Below are 15,777 nucleotides of genomic sequence, written 5' to 3'. Positions count from 1 at the left end.
GGCACCACCCCTGCACCCCCACCCCCTCCCGTCTCGTCGGCGGCTAGCCGCCCTCTCGGCGCAGGTCGAGCATCATCACGTCATGCAGGTCGGCGCCGTCCCATGGGTGGGCCTCGCCCACCTTGCGGTATCCCCACGATTGGTACGCGGCCTGCGCGGCCTCGACGTCCGGCCGTGCGTTGAGCAGCACGCGTTCTGCGGTGGTGTCGGCCAGGACTGCCTGATGCAGTCGGAGGGCCACATGCTGGCGGCGCCACGGGGCGCGCACAGCGAGTTCCATCAGCCCGAACGTCCGCCGCCCGTCCTCGCGGCGCAGCTCTTGGCTGACCGGCGTCGTGAGCCGGTCCCACCAGCCGGTGCTCGGGCTGAGCGGGTAGCCGTAGGCGATGCCGACGGGCTCGCCGCCTGTGGTGCGGGCGAGGGCTCCCCGGAAGGTCGCCTTGCGGACCTGGGAACGGAACCGCCGGAAGTTCTCGTGGACCGATTCGGGAGTCTCCTCGTACGGCTCCTCCGCGAAGACCTCCGCGTAAACGAGCCTGAACTCCGCCTCGGTCTGCGCGGCAGCCGAGCCGTCCATGCGCTCGACAGCGATCGTCTCCGACACGGTCATGTACAGCCTCCTCGTGTGGCCTCACGGATGCGAGCGGAAGTGTCACGCGCCACTGCGGTGTCAATAGCCGTGGCTGTCCTCTGGAAAGCGTCAATGCGCCGGGTGAGGCGGTCGGAGTCGATCTCTCCGTAGGCGTCCAGCACAGTTCCCATCTCGGCGCACGCCTCCTCGACCTCACCGGCGTCGAGGAGCGTGCTGGCCAGCTTGGACCGGTACCAGGCTGTGTTGCGGGCATAGCCGCCTGCCAAACCATCGACGGCGGCACGCAAAAATGGCACGGCACGTCGTGGGTCGCCAACGCTCATGTACATATCCGCTGTGGCGTAGTCGATCTCAATGGGGCTGGCGAACCGCGCCCAGTCCGGCACATCCGTGTCCATATCAGCACGACTCTGGTACGAAAGTGCACGACTGAGCGCCCGCCGGGCGGCGGCCGTATCCCCCGCATTCGTAGCGACGTTGGCCTCGCGCAGGGCGATCACGAGATGCACGGTTGGTCCCGCCCCACTCCTGGCGGCCAAGCCATACGCGAACTCGACCGCTGACGCGGCTTCCCACAACCGGTCCGCCTTGATGTCGATCAGCACGAGTGTTTCCAATGCCGAAAGCTGCAAGAGGCCGTCACCAATGAGTTGGGCGGCGGTCAAGGCCTCCATGGCGACGGCGCGTGCTTGCCCAATCGGCCCGCTGTCATAGCCGTACCAGGCCTGATTACTGTGCAGCTCAGAAAGCATGGCCTGAAGATCCCGGCCAACCCCACTCGTGTAGACGCTATGACTCAGGGCCCGCGTGATGTGCTGCTCAAGTCGCCGCGCTCCCGCCTTCGCGGGAATGCCTCCCGAGCGATGATCCACGGTATAGAGCTCGACCAGCCGGGCGCGGAACGCCGCCACTTCGCCGGCACCGATACGGGGGCCGCGCTGGTTCGGGAGGATCGTTGCCGCCACGGCCGCGCCTGATCCAGTGACGAATGCTCGACGCTTCACCTCTCCATCGTCGCCGATCCTCTCGACGGTCGAATGCCGATGCGAAGGAACATCGAACCCCATCTCCGCAAGCGGAAGCCCGAACATCGCTTCCAGAACGGCCTGCTGGCCCGGATGCGGTAACGGTGGAGGCGACTCGCTCTCCCATCGCCGGAGTTGGCGGACGCTCAACGAGGCGTCGATGACCAGTCGGGCCGCCTCGCGGACGAAGTCCGAAACGAAGGCCACCTGGGTATACCCCGCCGCCTTGCGCAACCCTGCAAGTCTGCTGACGCCGCTGTCCGCCATTGACTTTCTCCCCACGTGCGCGACCGAACACTCAGCGTAGCGATGCGATCGATGCGCCGTCAGGAGAAAACGTCCGCCCCAACGTCCGGTCGCGAACGGCTCACGGCTCCCGTCGAGGCGCTGCACTGGTGGGCAGTGCGCAAGACCCCCGCGACGTTGCGGACGTCCGGGGGCGTGGCCCACCAGCTGATGGGAGCTGATGAACATGAACCACCCTATGGCCCGTGCCCTCGAACGAGTGAGAGCGGTTTGCGCCGCCCGTACGCCCGGTCCGCACCATGTCGGGGAGGCCGCCGGATGGACGCGATGACCGGCCTGCGCCTGCTGCCCTGGTCCGATCCGGACGGCAGGCCCTGCTATCTGTCCTCGGACAACGGCGACAGTCTCCTGAACCGACGAGCGGACCAGATCGAGGCACTGCAACTGTCCATGGGGACGGAACTCCTCGGCCACGCCCACGCGCTGCTGGACGACCGCAAGGCAAGCACCACAGAGCTCCGCTTCCTCGCGCAGCGGCTGTGTGAGGCACTGCGCGACACGCTGCGAGTAGCAGAGAGCAGGGGCAGGCGACTGTCTGACTACAACGAAGACGAGTGCCCCGTGCCCAAGCACGCCGGAGGAATCTCATGACCGCCAAGCGCGACGCTTCAACGGACGCGGCTCACCCGCTTTTCTCGGCGATGGCCATGAGATCGGGGTGCAACCTGGCCTTGGCGTCGAAAAGTTCGATGCCAAGAAGCCGTCCCTGCGCGTCGAAATCGAGCACCGCGGATTCGTCCTCGGTGAGTTCCTGCCGGGTGGCTTCGCCTGGGCCGACCTCGTCCACCAGGTAGATGTACCCCATGTTCGCCTCAGCGTCGTATGTGACTCGCACTGATTCCCCCTCGTTCGCCCGCCTTTGCCGAAAGGCTACTGCCGTCACACGTGAAGGTCGGACGGGAAACCGGTCCAGCGGAGATGCGGGGGAAGGTGCCCCATGTCGTTGTAGAAGAGCACGGAGGCGGGCCGATCGGGCGCGTAGCGGATGACCGTCAGGGCGGCATTGGCGTGGTTGAGACCCATCCAGCGCCAATTCGGAGCGTCGAGGGCGGCCCGGACAAGCCAGCCGATGAGGAAGTTGTGGGTGACGACAAGTTCATGGCGAGGCTTGTCACCTTTGACAGCTCCGGTGAACTGGGTGAGGGCCTCCTGTGCCAGCCGGGGTCCGAATTCGCGTTCTTCGGCCGGGAACTGAGTGAGGCGGTCGAGCATGGCGTCGGCCGAATCAGGCGGCAGCTCTTCTCTCTTCGGCAGGTGGGGGATGTAGTCCCCCGCCAGTTCCGAGGGTTGTAGTGAAACGCCGTCGAGCTGGTCGTGGATCAGCCGGGCAGTCTGCTCCGCTCGTGGCAGCGGGCCGTGGTGGATGGCGGAGAGCGGGCTGCTCCGGAGGCGTTCGCCGAGTAGTACGGCTTGCCGGCGGCCGTTGTCCGTCAGCTCGCTCTCGTCTGGTGATGCCTCGCCGTGCCGGGCGAGGTAGAGGTGGCGGGCAGCCGTCTCAGTCATGGGCGAGGTCCTTCGTTGTTCATCCTTTGAGGGGGCAGACGCCGGCAGACGTCAGAGGGTTCTACCGCGAGCTGCTAGCGTCCTTGGCGCGATCACGACAGGTGAGCGGGGTGCCGGGGTGAAACGGGGAACGCCGATGCGGCGACGGGCCAAACGATACGGCGGCATTGCGGTGGCGCTACTCGCCGCCGCGGCGGGGTGGTTCTACTTCAGCGGCGGCTACGACCGCTGGAGGGACGAGAAGTCCGTGGCCGACGAGTGCGACGGCACGGTGGCCGTCGACGAGGTGCGCGCGCTGCTCGGCACCGACGACGTCAGCGGCAGTACCAAGCACAGAGCGGTCGGCAGAACGGACGGAGAGAAGTACCGGGACGGGTCCGGCCCGCCGGTCATCTGCTGGCTCGACGGGCCGGGCGGGTTCAATCAGCGTGCCGTGGTCCGGATGGAATGGCGGTCCCAGGCATGGGGCCCGCACATCGAGTCCGGGCGGGACCCCGGCTCCTTCACCACAACGGTCGCGGTACCGATCGGCGCGGGATGGCCGGGCATGGTGAACCTCGCGGGCGATGGCGCCGCGGCCACCGTTGTCCTCGACTGCCGGAACACGGACGGTCCGCGCGCCGGGGACAGCCTGACGCTGTTCGTGCACAGCTGGGGTTCGCGGCCGTACGAGGAGGCGGCACAGCGGGTACGACTGGCCCGGTTCGCGACGCGGACCGCGCAGGCCGCCGCCCGCGAGTACGGCTGCGACGCCCGCTTCGGCGGCCGCGTACAGCGGGTGGGGCCGCTCGACTCCGGGAGGCCGAAGTACCGGGAGGCGCCACCACTCGCCGAGGCGGGCGGCACGTGCGCGGGCATCAAGCCGGGCTCGGTGATCACGCGTGCCCGCGAGACGGCCGCAGGTCGCGCGCCCGTGGAAGATTGCATGCTGATCGACGACAAGGGCCAGGCCCTGTTCCGCCTGTCCTCCTACTACGGCACCTTCGCGGACGACCAACGTATGAAGACGCAGACCGGCAGGGAGCTCGACTCGGCGGTGACCAAGCCGCTGCGGACGGACTTCCTCTTCCGGGCCGAGGCGGTTTGCCCCGGCTCACCGCGACAGGCGGTCTTCGTGGTCGACTACCGCGACGGCGACCACGACGCCAAGCCGCAGCGTGGGTACGCCCGCGAAGCGTTGCGGGAGTTCGCGGAGCGATCCGCGGCCCGGCATGGCTGCACGCACGTGAAGCTGTTCTAGGTCCGGAAGGGGCGAGCGGAGCCGCCTCGCCTCCGCATGCGCCCTCCGCCGAGCGCTACGGCCCTCCCCGGCACCTGGCGCGACGTCACGGCGTGACGAGGCCGGACTGGTAGGCGACGACAACCAGTTGGGCGCGGTCACGCGCGCGCAGTTTCGTCATGGCGCGATGGATATGGCTGCGTACGGTCAGTGGGCTGACAACGAGTCTTTCAGCGATCTCGTGGTTGGACATGCCTTCTGCGGCCAGTGCCATCACTTCTCGCTCACGGGCGGTGAGGACGGCCAGGCGTTCGGGGGGCGCCAGGTGGCTGCCGGGTGCGGGGGTGGCGAGGAAGCGGGTGATGAGGGCTCGGGTGGCCAGGGGGGAGAGGAGGGCATCGCCGGACGCCACGGTGCGGATGGCGGTGAGGAGTGCGTCGGCGGTGACGTCCTTGCCGAGGAAGCCGCTCGCGCCTGCGCGGAGTGCCCGGGCGACGTACTCCTCGGTCTCGAAGGTGGTGAGGATGAGGACGCGGGTGGCGGACAGGTCCGGATCGGAGCAGACGGCGGTGGTGGCGGCCAGGCCGTCGGTGCCGGGCATGCGGATGTCCATGAGGACGACGTCGGGGTGATGGGCGCGGGTGAGCTCGATCGCTTCCGTGCCGTCGGCGGCTTCGGCGACCACGCCCATGTCGGAGCAGGAGTCGATCAGGATCCGGAAGGTCGCCCGCAGGAGGGCCTGATCGTCGGCGAGCACGACGCGGATGGTCATCTGTTTCGGTCACTTCCGGGTTCTGTCCGTCCAGGCTGTCCGGGCTGTCCAGGCTGTCTAGGGGCGAATCGGCAGTTCAGTGGTGACGGCGAAGCCGCCTTCGGGGCGGTGACCTGTTTGCAGGCGGCCACCGACGGACTGGGCGCGCTCGCGCATCCCGATGAGGCCGAAGCCGCCGCCCGGGACCGGCACGGTGGGGGCCGCGGTTTCTCCGTCGTCGCTGACCGTGATGGTCAGCAGGTCACGGGAGTACGCGAGCCTCACGCGCGCGGTGCCCGCGGCGGCGTGTTTGGTGACGTTGGTGAGCGCCTCCTGCACGATCCGGAACGCTGTCAGGTCCACACCCGGTGAGAGTTGTCTCGCCTCGCCCTCGGTGGTGACGGTGACCTTGAGTCCGGCGGACGCGAACGCGGTGGTCAGTTCGGAGAGCCGACCGAGTCCGGGGGACGGTTCCAGGGGCGTCTCGGGGTCGTCCGGTTGACGCAGCAGGCCGACGGTGGCCTTGAGCTCGCGCAGCGCCGAGGACGTCGTACCGGCGAGGTCGGTGAGGATCTTCTGCGCCTGGTCGGGGTCGGTCCGCGCGAGGTGGCCGGCGGTGCCGGCCTGGGCGTTGGCCAGGGCCAAGTGGTGGGCGACCACGTCGTGCAGCTCACGGGCGATGCGCATGCGCTCCTCGGCGACCCGGTGCCGCGCCTCCTCCTCGCGGGTGCGCTCGGCGTATTCGGCGCGGGCGTGCACGGCCTCCATATAGGCGCGCCGGAGCCGGACCGCCGTACCCCAGGCGACCGGCACCAGCAGCGAGAAGGCGGGGTTGATCGTCCTGAGGATCAACGAGTGGTGGTAGGGGGCGACGATCAGTGTCGTGGGCACCAGCAGTGCGATGACGGCGAAGCAGTAGGTGCGTGCGGTCTTCCGGTCGGTGTGAATGGCGAGCCAGTACAGCGCGGCCATGGTCGGTGCCAGCAGCAGGGCGGTCAGCAGGTAGCCCAGCGCGCTGCCGGCGTTGGCACAGACCGCGGTGATCGCGACAACGGTGCGGGGGTGGCTGCGATGCCACCACAGGGCTGTGCAGGCGACGCCCGCCAGGAGCGCGCCGGGCCACCAGTCGATCCGCTGGGTGAAGGGTTCCACGCTGCTCAACATGGTTCCGGAGAGGGAGGCGGCGAACAGCAGCAGGATGGCCATCGTGTCGACGACGCGGGGATGGTTCTTCGCGTACCGCTGCCAGCTGGTGTTCATCGGGTACTCCGGTCAGAGCGATCTGGGTCCATGGGGGGCGCGCCGTGTGCGAACCGCCGACGAGGGCCGCCCGTGTCCCGCACGGGCGGCCCTCGGGCGCTACGGCTGTCAGACGTGAGCCGATTCCAGCTCGGTCGTGTCCACCGGGGCCGGGGCGGTGGAGGACCGGCGGCTGAGAGCCTCGCCTTCCACATCGACGCGGGGCAGGAGCCTGTCCAGCCAACGCGGCATCCACCACGCCGCCTTGCCGAGCAGGGCGAGGACGGCGGGCACGAGTGCCATGCGGACGACGAACGCGTCGAACAGGACGGCCGTGGCCAGACCGAACCCGATCATCTTGATCATGGATTCACCGGCGCCGACGAACCCGGAGAACACGGCCATCATGATCAGTGCGGCGGCCACCACGACGCGGGCGCTGTACCGGAACCCGGAGACGACCGCCTGGCCGGGCCGGTCCCCGTGGACGTACGCCTCCCGCATGCGGGAGACCAGGAAGACCTCGTAGTCCATGGCGAGACCGAAGACGATGCCCACCAGGAAGATCGGCATCAGGCTCATGATCGGGCCGGTCTGCTCGACACCGAGGAGGTCGGCGCCCCAGCCCCACTGGAAGACCGCGACGACCGAGCCGAGAGCCGCCAGCACCGACAGCAGGAAGCCGAAGGCCGCCTTGATCGGTACGAGCACGGACCGGAAGACCACCAGCAAGAGCAGGATGGCCAGGCCCACCACGACGATGAGGTAGGGGATCAGCGCGTCCTGGACTTTCTGGGCGACGTCGATGTTCACCGCGGTGGTGCCGGTCACCTCGAAGCTCGCTCCGGTGGCCGACTCGGTCGCGGGGCGTTCGTCGCGGATGGTGTGGACGATGTCCTTGGTCTTCTTGTCGCTCGGTCCGGTGGCCGGGACGGCGGAGAACACCGCGGTGTCACCCGCGGGGTTGAACCGCGCCGGCGAGACGGAGACAACCCCCTCGGTGGCGCCGATCTTCTGCTCGATCGTCTTCACCGCGGCCTTCGGGTTCTCGGCGCCCTTGGCGTCCACGACGATGCTCAGGGGCCCGTTGAAGCCGGCACCGAAGCCGTGGGCGAGCGCGTCGTAGGCGCGGCGCTCCGTGGTCGAGGTGGGCTTGACCTCGTCTCCGGGCATACCCAGTTGCAGATCCATCACCGGTACCGCGAGCGCCCCCAGGCCCGCGACCGAGGCGAGGAGCACGGGGACGGGGCGGCGCAGCACGAACCGGGCCCAGCGGCTGCCGCCGTTGTTCTGACCGGCCACCTCGGCCCGCCCGCGCTTGCGGGCGGAGCGCGAGAGTACGGCGTTCGGCCAGAAGCCGAGCAGGGCCGGGACCAGGGTCAGCGCGATGACCACGGCGACGCCGACCGCGCCCGCGGCGGCCAGGCCCATCTTGGTCAGCATCGGGATGCCGACCACCGAGAGCCCGGCCAGCGCGATGACGACGGTGAGCCCGGCGAAGACGACCGCCGACCCGGCGGTACCGGCGGCCAGCCCCGCCGCCTCCTGGGGTGCGTGCCCCTTGGCCCGCTCCTCGCGGTAGCGGGAGACGACGAACACGGCGTAGTCGATGCCGCACGCGAGGCCGAGCATCGTGGCCAGAGTGCCGGTCGTCATGGACAGGCCCAGCGCACTGCCCAGGGCCAGGATCGAGGCCATGCTGATGCCGACGCCGACAATCGCGGTCAGCAGCGGAAGCCCTGCCGCGGCCAGCGAGCCGAAGGTCACCAGCAGCACGACGGCTGCGATGGCGATGCCGATCCCCTCGGCCGCCCCGCCCGCCGAGGGCTGGGTCGCCAGCGCGCTTCCGCCGACCTCGACGGTCAGGCCCGCATCCCGGGCCTGACCTATGGCGTCCTCAAGCGTCTTCTTGCTGGCGTCGGTGAGGTCGTCGGCCTTCACCTTGTAGGTGACGGTCGCATACGCCGTCGAGGCGTCCTTGCTCACCGCCTTCGCCTGGAACGGGCCCACCGCGCTGGCGACCTGAGTCCCGTCGGCCGCCTCACCCACGGCCTTCTCGACGGCCGCCCGGTTCCCGGCCGCGGTGATCTTCTGCCCGTCCGGAGCGACAAAGACGATCCGGGCGCTCGCCCCGTCGGCCTTGGCCCCGGGGAAACGCTGCTCCATCAGGTCGAATGCCTTCTGGGACTCGATACCCGGCATGGAGGACCCCTCATCGGGGGCAGCGGGAGCCTGGACAGCGCCGAAGCCGACAGCGGCCAGCACCGCCACCCACAACAAGGCGAAGCGCCAGCGCCGCCGGAAGGCCAGACGGCCCAGTCGGTACAGAAAAGTAGCCACGGACGGAGGTCTCCACATCTGATCTCGGGGTACCCCCAGACTCCCCGGACCCGGCCCGTCCCGTCGTCGTGCGCCCGCCGACATTCCCGACTACTGAGAACGCACTACACGCGGCCGGGCATGTCCTCCACGGGTATGACGGGGCACTCCCTCCGCAAGGCAGACGCGAGGCTTACTCTCATCCGGTGAGGCCTCGCCGTGCCGGGCGACGTAGAGGCTGCGGGTGGCCATTCCGGTCATGGGCGAGGTCCTCTGTCGGCGTTCACCGGCACGCTCAGAGCTGCCGAAGGTGATCACGCAGTGTGCGGGCGACCCACGCCATCAGAGCGTCGGCACCGGGCTGCGTACTCGCGGGAACGAGGGATTCGGTGAGGACGGCGATGGCGAAGGCCTGGCCGTCGGAGTGCTCGACGACGCCGATCTCGTGGCGGAGGTTGAGCAGGGTGCCGGTCTTGGAGGACCAGGTGGTGGCGTCGGAGCCGAAGTCCGGGGCGAGGCGGTGCCGGATCAGGTTCTGGGACATCAGGCCGCGCACGCGCGTGGCCACTTCCGAGGGGATGGCCGACGGTGTCCACAGGGCCTGGAGCAGTTCGACACAGGCGCGGGCGCTGCCCGTGTTGGCGCGGGTGGTGTCGAGCTGCGGCACCCGGTGGCCACGGCCGCTGGTGCCGGCGTCGATGGCGAGGGCGTGCGCGAGATGCGCCTGGGTGGTGTCGAAGCGTTCGACGGGGGTGTCGGCCAGTTCCCGCATGGTGTGCCGGACGGTGATGCCGTGCAGGCCGAACTCGTGGAGGAGGCCAGCGACCTGCGCGGGCGGGGTGAGGTCGAACAGCGCGTCCGCGGCGGAGTTGTCGCTCACGCAGGTGCTCAGATAGAGCAGGTCGTCGATCGCGATCCGGGCGGGGTGGCGGAACCGGCTCAGCCCGGTGGGGCCTGGCGTGGTGATCCGCCCGGGTGCCACGTCCAGCATCGTCGCCCCGTCGAGCTCGCCGCGCCGGATGCGCTCCGCCGTCGCCAGCGCGAGCGGGACCTTGACCAGGGAAGCGGACGGCAGTTGGACATCCGGCTCGATACCCAGCTCCTCCCCGGTGCGCAGATCCCGGACGAGGAGATGGCCGCGCAGGCCGCCGTCGTGCAGACGCCCGCGCATCTCGCGAAGCAGCGCCTCCGTCATGCGACCGCCCCCAGACAGCGCGCGATCACATCGCCCAGGCGCGCCTGGATCTGCTGCGGATCGTCGGTGGCGGTGAGGGCGTACCCGCGGGTGACCGTGATATCGCCGAGCGGGCGCCAGCTCAGGGAGAGTTCCCGGGCCTGTGCGGGCGAGCACAGCAACAGATCGCGTGAGCAGAGCACTTCCGCCGCGGCGGTCGTCAGGTCGGTCGCGACGGCGAGCTGTACGGGCCGCAGCCCGACGGCGTCGCGCAGGCGCGTCAGGGGGTCTCGGAGGTGCGGGACGTCGTCCTCCGGCTGGATCCAGATGCGGCGGGCCGGCCCGGGGTCGGCCCGCCCCATCCGCAGCGTCTCGACGTATACGCGCTTCACTCCGAGATCCTGAGCACCCGCCAGCCCGAGTGGCACCGACCACCTGGCCTCGTCCGGCGGGACCGGGAGCAGGGCGGCGCGCACCTGTTGGGAGCGGACGAGCTCCAGCCGCCGCGGCGGCGGGCCGACGCGGAGTTCGAGGGTGACGCCGTGCCCCCGCGCGTCGGCGACCAGACGGGCGAGATCCACGGCGGAGCAGATCCCGGGCACCGCGAGCCGCCACGGCTTGCGCTTCGCGGCTTCCGCCTCGTGCTGAAGCACATCGGCCGCCAGAACCAGCTGCCGGGCCGCGGGGAGCATGTCCCGGCCGAAGGACGTCAGAACGGCCCGCCGGGAGGTGCGCTCGAACAGTTGCTCACCGAAGTGCGCCTCCAGGGCGGCGATACGGCGGCTGGCCACCGGCTGGGACATCCGGGCGGCGGCCGCCCCGACGGTGAAACTGCCGCGCTCGCTCACGCTGACGAACGCGCGACACGCCCCCACCAGATCCACAGCGCCCACCCCTATGTCACATCGGCATGAAAGGCCACCCAAACGTATTGGATCGCATAGCCGCCACGAGACGAGAGTGGCCTCACCGCCACATCCCCCACAGGAGGTCCGGTCCATGCGGCACATCCGGCGCACCCTTCGTGGTGCGCTCGCCACCCTCACCCTCATCCCGCTCGTGGCCTGCGCCCAGAACGATCCCCCACCCTCGTCACCCCCATCCACCAAGTCACACACCAGCGAATTCAAGGACCTTGAGCGCGAATTCGACGCGCGCCTGGGCGTCTATGCCATCGACGCGGGAAGCGGCCGGGAGGTGGCGTACAACGACGGCGAGCGCTTCGCCTACAACTCCACCTTCAAGGCCCTGGCCTGCGGCGCCGTCCTGCAAAAGCACTCACTCAGCGGGATGGACAAGAAAATCACGTACTCCAGAAGCGACCTGCTCCCAAACTCCCCCATCACCGAAAAACACGTCGACACCGGAATGACCCTCGCCGAGCTGTGCGACGCCACCATCCGCTACAGCGACAACGCCGCCGCCAACCTGATCTTCGAGGAACTCGGCGGCCCCAAGGCCCTCGACGCCATACTCGAGAAGATGGGCGACAACGCCACCCGGATGGATCGCCCCGAGCCATACCTGAGCCGGTGGGTCCCGGGCGAGACGCGGGACACCACCACTCCCCGGGCGTTCGCGAAGGACCTGCGCGCCTATGTCCTCGGGGACGTCCTCGGCAAGGGCGAGCGCACGCAGCTCACCAAGTGGCTGCGGACCAACAAGACCGGCGACAACCTCATCAGGGCCGGTGTGCCCAAGGACTGGGTGGTCGGCGACAAGACCGGAACCGGCAGCTACTACGGCGCCCGCAACGACATCGCCGTCGTATGGCCCCCCGACAGGGCCCCCATCGTGATGGCGATCCTGTCGCACCGCGGCAAGAAGGACGCCGAACCCGACGACAGACTGATCGCCGAAGCAGCGTCCGTAGTGGCGGACACGCTGTCGTAAGGGCCACCGGCGGGGGGCCGCCGACGAGACGGGAGGGGGTGGGGGTGCAGGGGTGGTGCCCTGGACGCTTACGCATATTTGTGGCGCGAAGTTCCGGGTAACACCACGCTTCCGGGCACCGGCGCCGTAAATATGCGGTCCAGGGTGACAGCCCCGGAGGCCCCGCCCCCGCACCCCGCACGCACATCAGGCGCACCACCCACCGGACCGGCGCGGTCCAGGGTGACAGCCCCGGAGGCCCCACCCCCGCACCCCGCACACACACCAGGCGCACCACAGAACACCCGCACCGCGAAAACCGGCGAACCGCCGGGTCACCCCTCCGCGATCACCACCGCAGACGCAACCCCCGCGTCATGGCTGAGCGACACATGCCACGCCCGTACCCCCAGCTCCGCCGCCCGCGCCGCCACCGTCCCGCGCACCGACAGCCGCGGCTGCCCGCTGGCCTCCGTCTCCACCTCCGCGTCCGTCCAGCGCAGCCCGCCCGGCGCGCCCAGCGCCTTGGCCAGGGCTTCCTTGGCGGCGAACCGGGCCGCGAGCGACGCGATCCCGCGCCGCTCGCCGCTCGGCAGGGTCAGCTCGCGCTCGACGAACAGCCGGTCCGCCATCCCCGGCGTACGCCGCAGCGCGTCGTCGAAACGGTCGATCTCGGCCACGTCGATGCCGACCCCGATGATCACCGGACGCTCACTCCACAGTCACCGACTTGGCCAGGTTGCGCGGCTGGTCGACCTCGTTGCCGCGCGCCGTGGCCAGCTCGCACGCGAAGACCTGGAGCGGCACGGTCGCGACCAGGGGCTGGAGCAGGGTCGGGGTGACGGGGATCTCGATCAGGTGGTCGGCGTACGGGGCCACCGCCTCGTCACCGCGCTCGGCGATGACGATCGTCCGGGCGCCGCGCGCCCGGATCTCCTGGATGTTGGAGACGATCTTGTCGTGGAGGACCGACCGGCCACGCGGCGAGGGCACGACCACCACCACCGGCAGGTCCTCCTCGATCAGCGCGATCGGCCCGTGCTTGAGCTCGCCCGCCGCGAACCCCTCGGCGTGCATGTAGGCGAGTTCCTTGAGCTTGAGCGCGCCCTCCAGGGCGACCGGGTAGCCGACGTGGCGGCCCAGGAACAGCACGGTGTTCTTGTCCGCCAGCGTCCGCGCCAGCTCCCGCACCGGCTCCATGGTCTCCAGCACCTGCTCCACCTGGGTGCCCATCTCGGACAGCTCGCGGATCACGGACTGGATCTCGTCGCCCCACTTGGTGCCGCGCACCTGCCCCAGATACAGCGCCACCAGGTAGCAGGCCACCAGCTGGGTGAGGAACGCCTTGGTCGAGGCGACCGCGACCTCGGGCCCGGCGTGGGTGTAGAGCACGGCGTCGGACTCGCGCGGGATCGTGGAGCCGTTGGTGTTGCAGATGGCGAGCACCTTCGCGCCCTGCTCGCGCGCGTGCCGCAGCGCCATCAGGGTGTCCATGGTCTCGCCGGACTGCGAGATGGCGATCACCAGCGTCCGCCGGTCCAGGATCGGGTCGCGGTAGCGGAACTCGCTGGCCAGCTCGGTCTCGCAGGGGATGCGGGTCCAGTGCTCGATGGCGTACTTCGCGATCATCCCGGCGTGGTAGGCGGTGCCGCAGGCCACGATGACGACCTTGTCGACCTCGCGCAGCACCGACGCCGGGATCCGGACCTCGTCCAGGGTGAGGTTCCCGGCCACGTCGATGCGCCCGAGCAGCGTGTCGGCGACGGCCTTCGGCTGCTCGGCGATCTCCTTGAGCATGAAGTAGTCGTAGCCGCCCTTCTCGGCGGCGGAGGCGTCCCAGTCGACGTGGTAGGTGCGGATGTCCGCGGGCGCCCCGTCGAAGTCGGTGACCGTCACCCCGTCCCGGCGCGCCTCGACGACCTGGTCCTGGCCGAGCTCGATGGCCTCCCGGGTGTGGGCGATGAAGGCGGCCACGTCGGAGGCCAGGAACGCCTCGTCCTCGCCGACGCCGACGACCAGCGGGGAGTTGCGGCGCGCCCCGACCACCACGTCGGGCGCGTCCGCGTGCACCGCGACCAGGGTGAAGGCGCCCTCCAACTGCCGGCACACCTGCCGCATCGCCTCGGCGAGGTCGCCGCAGGACGAGAAGGACTCGGCGAGCAGATGCGCCACGACCTCGGTGTCGGTCTCGGAGGACAGCTCGTGGCCGCGCTCGGTGAGCTCGGCGCGCAGGGTGGCGAAGTTCTCGATGATGCCGTTGTGGACGACGGAGACCCGGCCCGCGTTGTCCAGGTGCGGATGCGCGTTGGCGTCCGTCGGGCCGCCGTGGGTGGCCCAGCGGGTGTGGCCGATGCCGGTGCCACCGCTGGGCAGCGGGCGGTCGGCGAGCTCCTTCTCCAGGTTGGCGAGCTTGCCGGCCTTCTTGGCGGCGGCCAGCCCACCGTCGGCGAGCACGGCGACGCCCGCCGAGTCATAGCCGCGGTATTCCAGCCGCTTCAGCCCGGCGAGGACGACATCGAGGGCGGACTGCCCTCCCACATAACCAACGATTCCGCACATGCAGTGCAGCGTACGGCCCGCGGCCGGACGCCCGGACCGCGGCCCACGCGCAATCCGCCACCTGCCGGTCATCCGCCGCACATCCGGCGTCCACACCGAAGGGCGGCGCGCCGGTCGGCCGACCGGAGTCCCCCGCGCGTGATGGACCCCACGCCCCGCCCGCCCCACGCGCCCGCGCCGAGCCCCGACAATGAGAGGATGATCACGTCTCCCGCGCAGGACGCGCACCCCGCGCGCACCCCTCGGCGAGCCGAGCCGAGCCCGTACGTGGATCTGTCCCGCGACGAGTGGAGCGCGCTGCGGGACAAGACCCCGCTGCCGCTCAGCGCCGAGGAGGTGGAGCGGCTGCGGGGCCTCGGCGACGTCATCGACCTCGACGAGGTACGGGACGTCTATCTGCCGCTGTCCCGGCTGCTGAACCTCTACGTCGCCGCCACCGGCAGTCTGCGCGGCGCGCTCAACACGTTCCTCGGCGACGCCAAGAAGGGCAGTGGCACCCAGCCCGGCACGCCCTTCGTGATCGGCGTCGCGGGCAGCGTCGCGGTCGGCAAGTCCACCACCGCCCGGCTGCTCCAGGCGCTGCTGGCCCGCTGGCCCGAGCACCCGCGCGTCGAGCTGATCACCACCGACGGCTTTCTGTACCCCAACGCGGAGCTCGACCGGCGCGGTCTGATGTCCCGCAAGGGCTTCCCCGAGTCGTACGACCGCAGGGCCCTGACCCGGTTCGTGGCGGATGTGAAGGCCGGCAAGGAGGAGGTGTCGGCGCCCGTCTACTCGCACCTGATCTACGACATCGTGCCGGGCGAGCGGCTGACCGTGCGCCGCCCGGACATCCTGATCGTGGAGGGGCTCAATGTGCTCCAGCCCGCGCTGCCCGGCAAGGACGGGCTGACCCGCGTCGGTCTCGCGGACTTCTTCGACTTCAGCGTGTACGTCGACGCCCGCGCCGAGGACATCGAGCGCTGGTACCTGGGCCGCTTCCGCAAGCTGCGCGAGACGGCCTTCCAGGACCCGTCCTCGTACTTCCGCAAGTACACCCAGGTCTCGGAGGACGAGGCGCTGGACTACGCCCGGATGATGTGGCGCACGATCAACCAGCCCAATCTTCAGCAGAACGTCGCGCCCACCCGCGGCCGTGCCACGCTGGTGCTCCGCAAGGGCCCGGACCACAAGGTCCGGCGGCTGTCCCTCCGCAAACTCTGAGACACGAACTGGAGC

At 70.0% G+C, this 15,777-nt stretch carries 15 protein-coding genes; 4 read left to right on the top strand and 11 right to left on the bottom strand.

What is annotated here, in order from left to right:
• Nucleotides 1-43 precede the first annotated feature (43 nt).
• Together ACH4S9_RS45450 and ACH4S9_RS45445 are read right to left on the bottom strand one after the other, a co-directional pair.
• Nucleotides 44-610 carry a GNAT family N-acetyltransferase gene (locus tag ACH4S9_RS45450; RefSeq protein WP_398377459.1) on the bottom strand — a complete coding sequence of 189 codons (567 nt, stop codon included), beginning with the start codon at nt 608-610 and terminating at the stop codon, nt 44-46.
• Entirely contained in the window at nt 607-1,884 is a 1,278-nt protein-coding gene (locus ACH4S9_RS45445) for a hypothetical protein (protein ID WP_398377458.1), read from the bottom strand. Before ACH4S9_RS45445 ends, ACH4S9_RS45450 begins: the two co-directional genes overlap by 4 nt.
• A gap of 297 nt (nt 1,885-2,181) precedes the next feature.
• On the opposite strand from ACH4S9_RS45445, the gene ACH4S9_RS45440 reads away from it, so the two are divergent.
• Nucleotides 2,182-2,514, top strand: a complete 333-nt coding sequence (locus ACH4S9_RS45440) for a hypothetical protein (RefSeq protein ID WP_311726697.1) — start codon at nt 2,182-2,184, stop codon at nt 2,512-2,514.
• Nucleotides 2,515-2,545: 31 nt separating this feature from the next.
• Here the strand turns inward: ACH4S9_RS45440 and ACH4S9_RS45435 are convergent, their stop codons facing one another.
• Together ACH4S9_RS45435 and ACH4S9_RS45430 are read right to left on the bottom strand one after the other, a co-directional pair.
• Complete coding sequence (locus ACH4S9_RS45435; protein WP_398377457.1) at nt 2,546-2,728, bottom strand: DUF2283 domain-containing protein; 183 nt, start codon at nt 2,726-2,728, stop codon at nt 2,546-2,548.
• Nucleotides 2,729-2,802: 74 nt separating this feature from the next.
• Complete coding sequence (locus ACH4S9_RS45430; RefSeq protein ID WP_398377455.1) at nt 2,803-3,426, bottom strand: histidine phosphatase family protein; 624 nt, start codon at nt 3,424-3,426, stop codon at nt 2,803-2,805.
• Between the two features lie 172 nt (nt 3,427-3,598).
• Between ACH4S9_RS45430 and ACH4S9_RS45425 the strand changes: the two genes are divergently transcribed.
• Nucleotides 3,599-4,666 carry a hypothetical protein gene (locus ACH4S9_RS45425; protein WP_398377453.1) on the top strand — a complete coding sequence of 356 codons (1,068 nt, stop codon included), beginning with the start codon at nt 3,599-3,601 and terminating at the stop codon, nt 4,664-4,666.
• An 85-nt stretch (nt 4,667-4,751) separates the two neighbouring features.
• Here ACH4S9_RS45425 and ACH4S9_RS45420 read toward each other — a convergent pair whose 3' ends face one another.
• The 5 genes from ACH4S9_RS45420 to ACH4S9_RS45400 all read right to left on the bottom strand — a co-directional run bounded on the left by ACH4S9_RS45420 (nt 4,752) and on the right by ACH4S9_RS45400 (nt 11,012).
• Nucleotides 4,752-5,417 (bottom strand): response regulator transcription factor, encoded by a 666-nt coding sequence (locus ACH4S9_RS45420; RefSeq protein WP_311726693.1) that lies wholly within the window; start codon nt 5,415-5,417, stop codon nt 4,752-4,754.
• A gap of 57 nt (nt 5,418-5,474) precedes the next feature.
• Nucleotides 5,475-6,656 carry a sensor histidine kinase gene (locus tag ACH4S9_RS45415; RefSeq protein WP_398377451.1) on the bottom strand — a complete coding sequence of 394 codons (1,182 nt, stop codon included), beginning with the start codon at nt 6,654-6,656 and terminating at the stop codon, nt 5,475-5,477.
• 108 nt (nt 6,657-6,764) lie between these two features.
• The gene (locus tag ACH4S9_RS45410; protein WP_398377449.1) at nt 6,765-8,975 is read right to left on the bottom strand and encodes an MMPL family transporter; all 2,211 of its coding nucleotides are present in this window, start codon (nt 8,973-8,975) and stop codon (nt 6,765-6,767) included.
• Between the two features lie 274 nt (nt 8,976-9,249).
• The gene (locus tag ACH4S9_RS45405) at nt 9,250-10,149 is read right to left on the bottom strand and encodes a serine hydrolase (protein ID WP_398377448.1); all 900 of its coding nucleotides are present in this window, start codon (nt 10,147-10,149) and stop codon (nt 9,250-9,252) included.
• Complete coding sequence (locus tag ACH4S9_RS45400) at nt 10,146-11,012, bottom strand: LysR family transcriptional regulator (protein ID WP_385348050.1); 867 nt, start codon at nt 11,010-11,012, stop codon at nt 10,146-10,148. Before ACH4S9_RS45400 ends, ACH4S9_RS45405 begins: the two co-directional genes overlap by 4 nt.
• A 115-nt stretch (nt 11,013-11,127) precedes the next feature.
• Here ACH4S9_RS45400 and bla point away from each other — a divergent pair, with 115 nt between their 5' ends.
• Nucleotides 11,128-12,021, top strand: a complete 894-nt coding sequence (gene bla / locus ACH4S9_RS45395; RefSeq protein WP_398377446.1) for a class A beta-lactamase — start codon at nt 11,128-11,130, stop codon at nt 12,019-12,021.
• 314 nt (nt 12,022-12,335) lie between these two features.
• On the opposite strand, the gene ACH4S9_RS45390 is transcribed toward bla, so the two are convergent.
• Together ACH4S9_RS45390 and glmS are read right to left on the bottom strand one after the other, a co-directional pair.
• Nucleotides 12,336-12,704: a holo-ACP synthase gene (locus tag ACH4S9_RS45390; protein ID WP_358846571.1), complete on the bottom strand. Its 369-nt coding sequence runs from the start codon at nt 12,702-12,704 to the stop codon at nt 12,336-12,338.
• 7 nt (nt 12,705-12,711) lie between these two features.
• Complete coding sequence (gene glmS, locus ACH4S9_RS45385; RefSeq protein WP_311726686.1) at nt 12,712-14,559, bottom strand: glutamine--fructose-6-phosphate transaminase (isomerizing); 1,848 nt, start codon at nt 14,557-14,559, stop codon at nt 12,712-12,714.
• Between the two features lie 198 nt (nt 14,560-14,757).
• On the opposite strand from glmS, the gene coaA reads away from it, so the two are divergent.
• Nucleotides 14,758-15,762, top strand: coding sequence for a type I pantothenate kinase (gene coaA, locus ACH4S9_RS45380; protein ID WP_311726685.1), 1,005 nt, complete (start codon nt 14,758-14,760; stop codon nt 15,760-15,762).
• Nucleotides 15,763-15,777 lie beyond the last annotated feature (15 nt).

The sequence above is a fragment of the Streptomyces sp. NPDC021225 genome (genome assembly GCF_044332865.1).
Taxonomy (GTDB): Bacteria; Actinomycetota; Actinomycetes; order Streptomycetales; family Streptomycetaceae; genus Streptomyces.
Note: the sequence above shows the minus strand (reverse complement) of the source record. Positions and strands in the feature narration are given on the sequence as shown.

Excerpts from the sequence above, each read along its gene's own strand:
- ACH4S9_RS45450 (WP_398377459.1), bottom strand. The coding sequence starts at position 610 with ATGACCGTGTCGGAGACGATCGCTGTCGAGCGCATGGACGGCTCGGCT.
- ACH4S9_RS45445 (WP_398377458.1), bottom strand. The coding sequence starts at position 1,884 with ATGGCGGACAGCGGCGTCAGCAGACTTGCAGGGTTGCGCAAGGCGGCG.
- ACH4S9_RS45440 (WP_311726697.1), top strand. The coding sequence starts at position 2,182 with ATGGACGCGATGACCGGCCTGCGCCTGCTGCCCTGGTCCGATCCGGAC.
- ACH4S9_RS45435 (WP_398377457.1), bottom strand. The coding sequence starts at position 2,728 with ATGGGGTACATCTACCTGGTGGACGAGGTCGGCCCAGGCGAAGCCACC.
- ACH4S9_RS45430 (WP_398377455.1), bottom strand. The coding sequence starts at position 3,426 with ATGACTGAGACGGCTGCCCGCCACCTCTACCTCGCCCGGCACGGCGAG.
- ACH4S9_RS45420 (WP_311726693.1), bottom strand. The coding sequence starts at position 5,417 with ATGACCATCCGCGTCGTGCTCGCCGACGATCAGGCCCTCCTGCGGGCG.
- ACH4S9_RS45415 (WP_398377451.1), bottom strand. The coding sequence starts at position 6,656 with ATGAACACCAGCTGGCAGCGGTACGCGAAGAACCATCCCCGCGTCGTC.
- ACH4S9_RS45405 (WP_398377448.1), bottom strand. The coding sequence starts at position 10,149 with ATGACGGAGGCGCTGCTTCGCGAGATGCGCGGGCGTCTGCACGACGGC.
- bla (WP_398377446.1), top strand. The coding sequence starts at position 11,128 with ATGCGGCACATCCGGCGCACCCTTCGTGGTGCGCTCGCCACCCTCACC.
- glmS (WP_311726686.1), bottom strand. The coding sequence starts at position 14,559 with ATGTGCGGAATCGTTGGTTATGTGGGAGGGCAGTCCGCCCTCGATGTC.
- coaA (WP_311726685.1), top strand. The coding sequence starts at position 14,758 with ATGATCACGTCTCCCGCGCAGGACGCGCACCCCGCGCGCACCCCTCGG.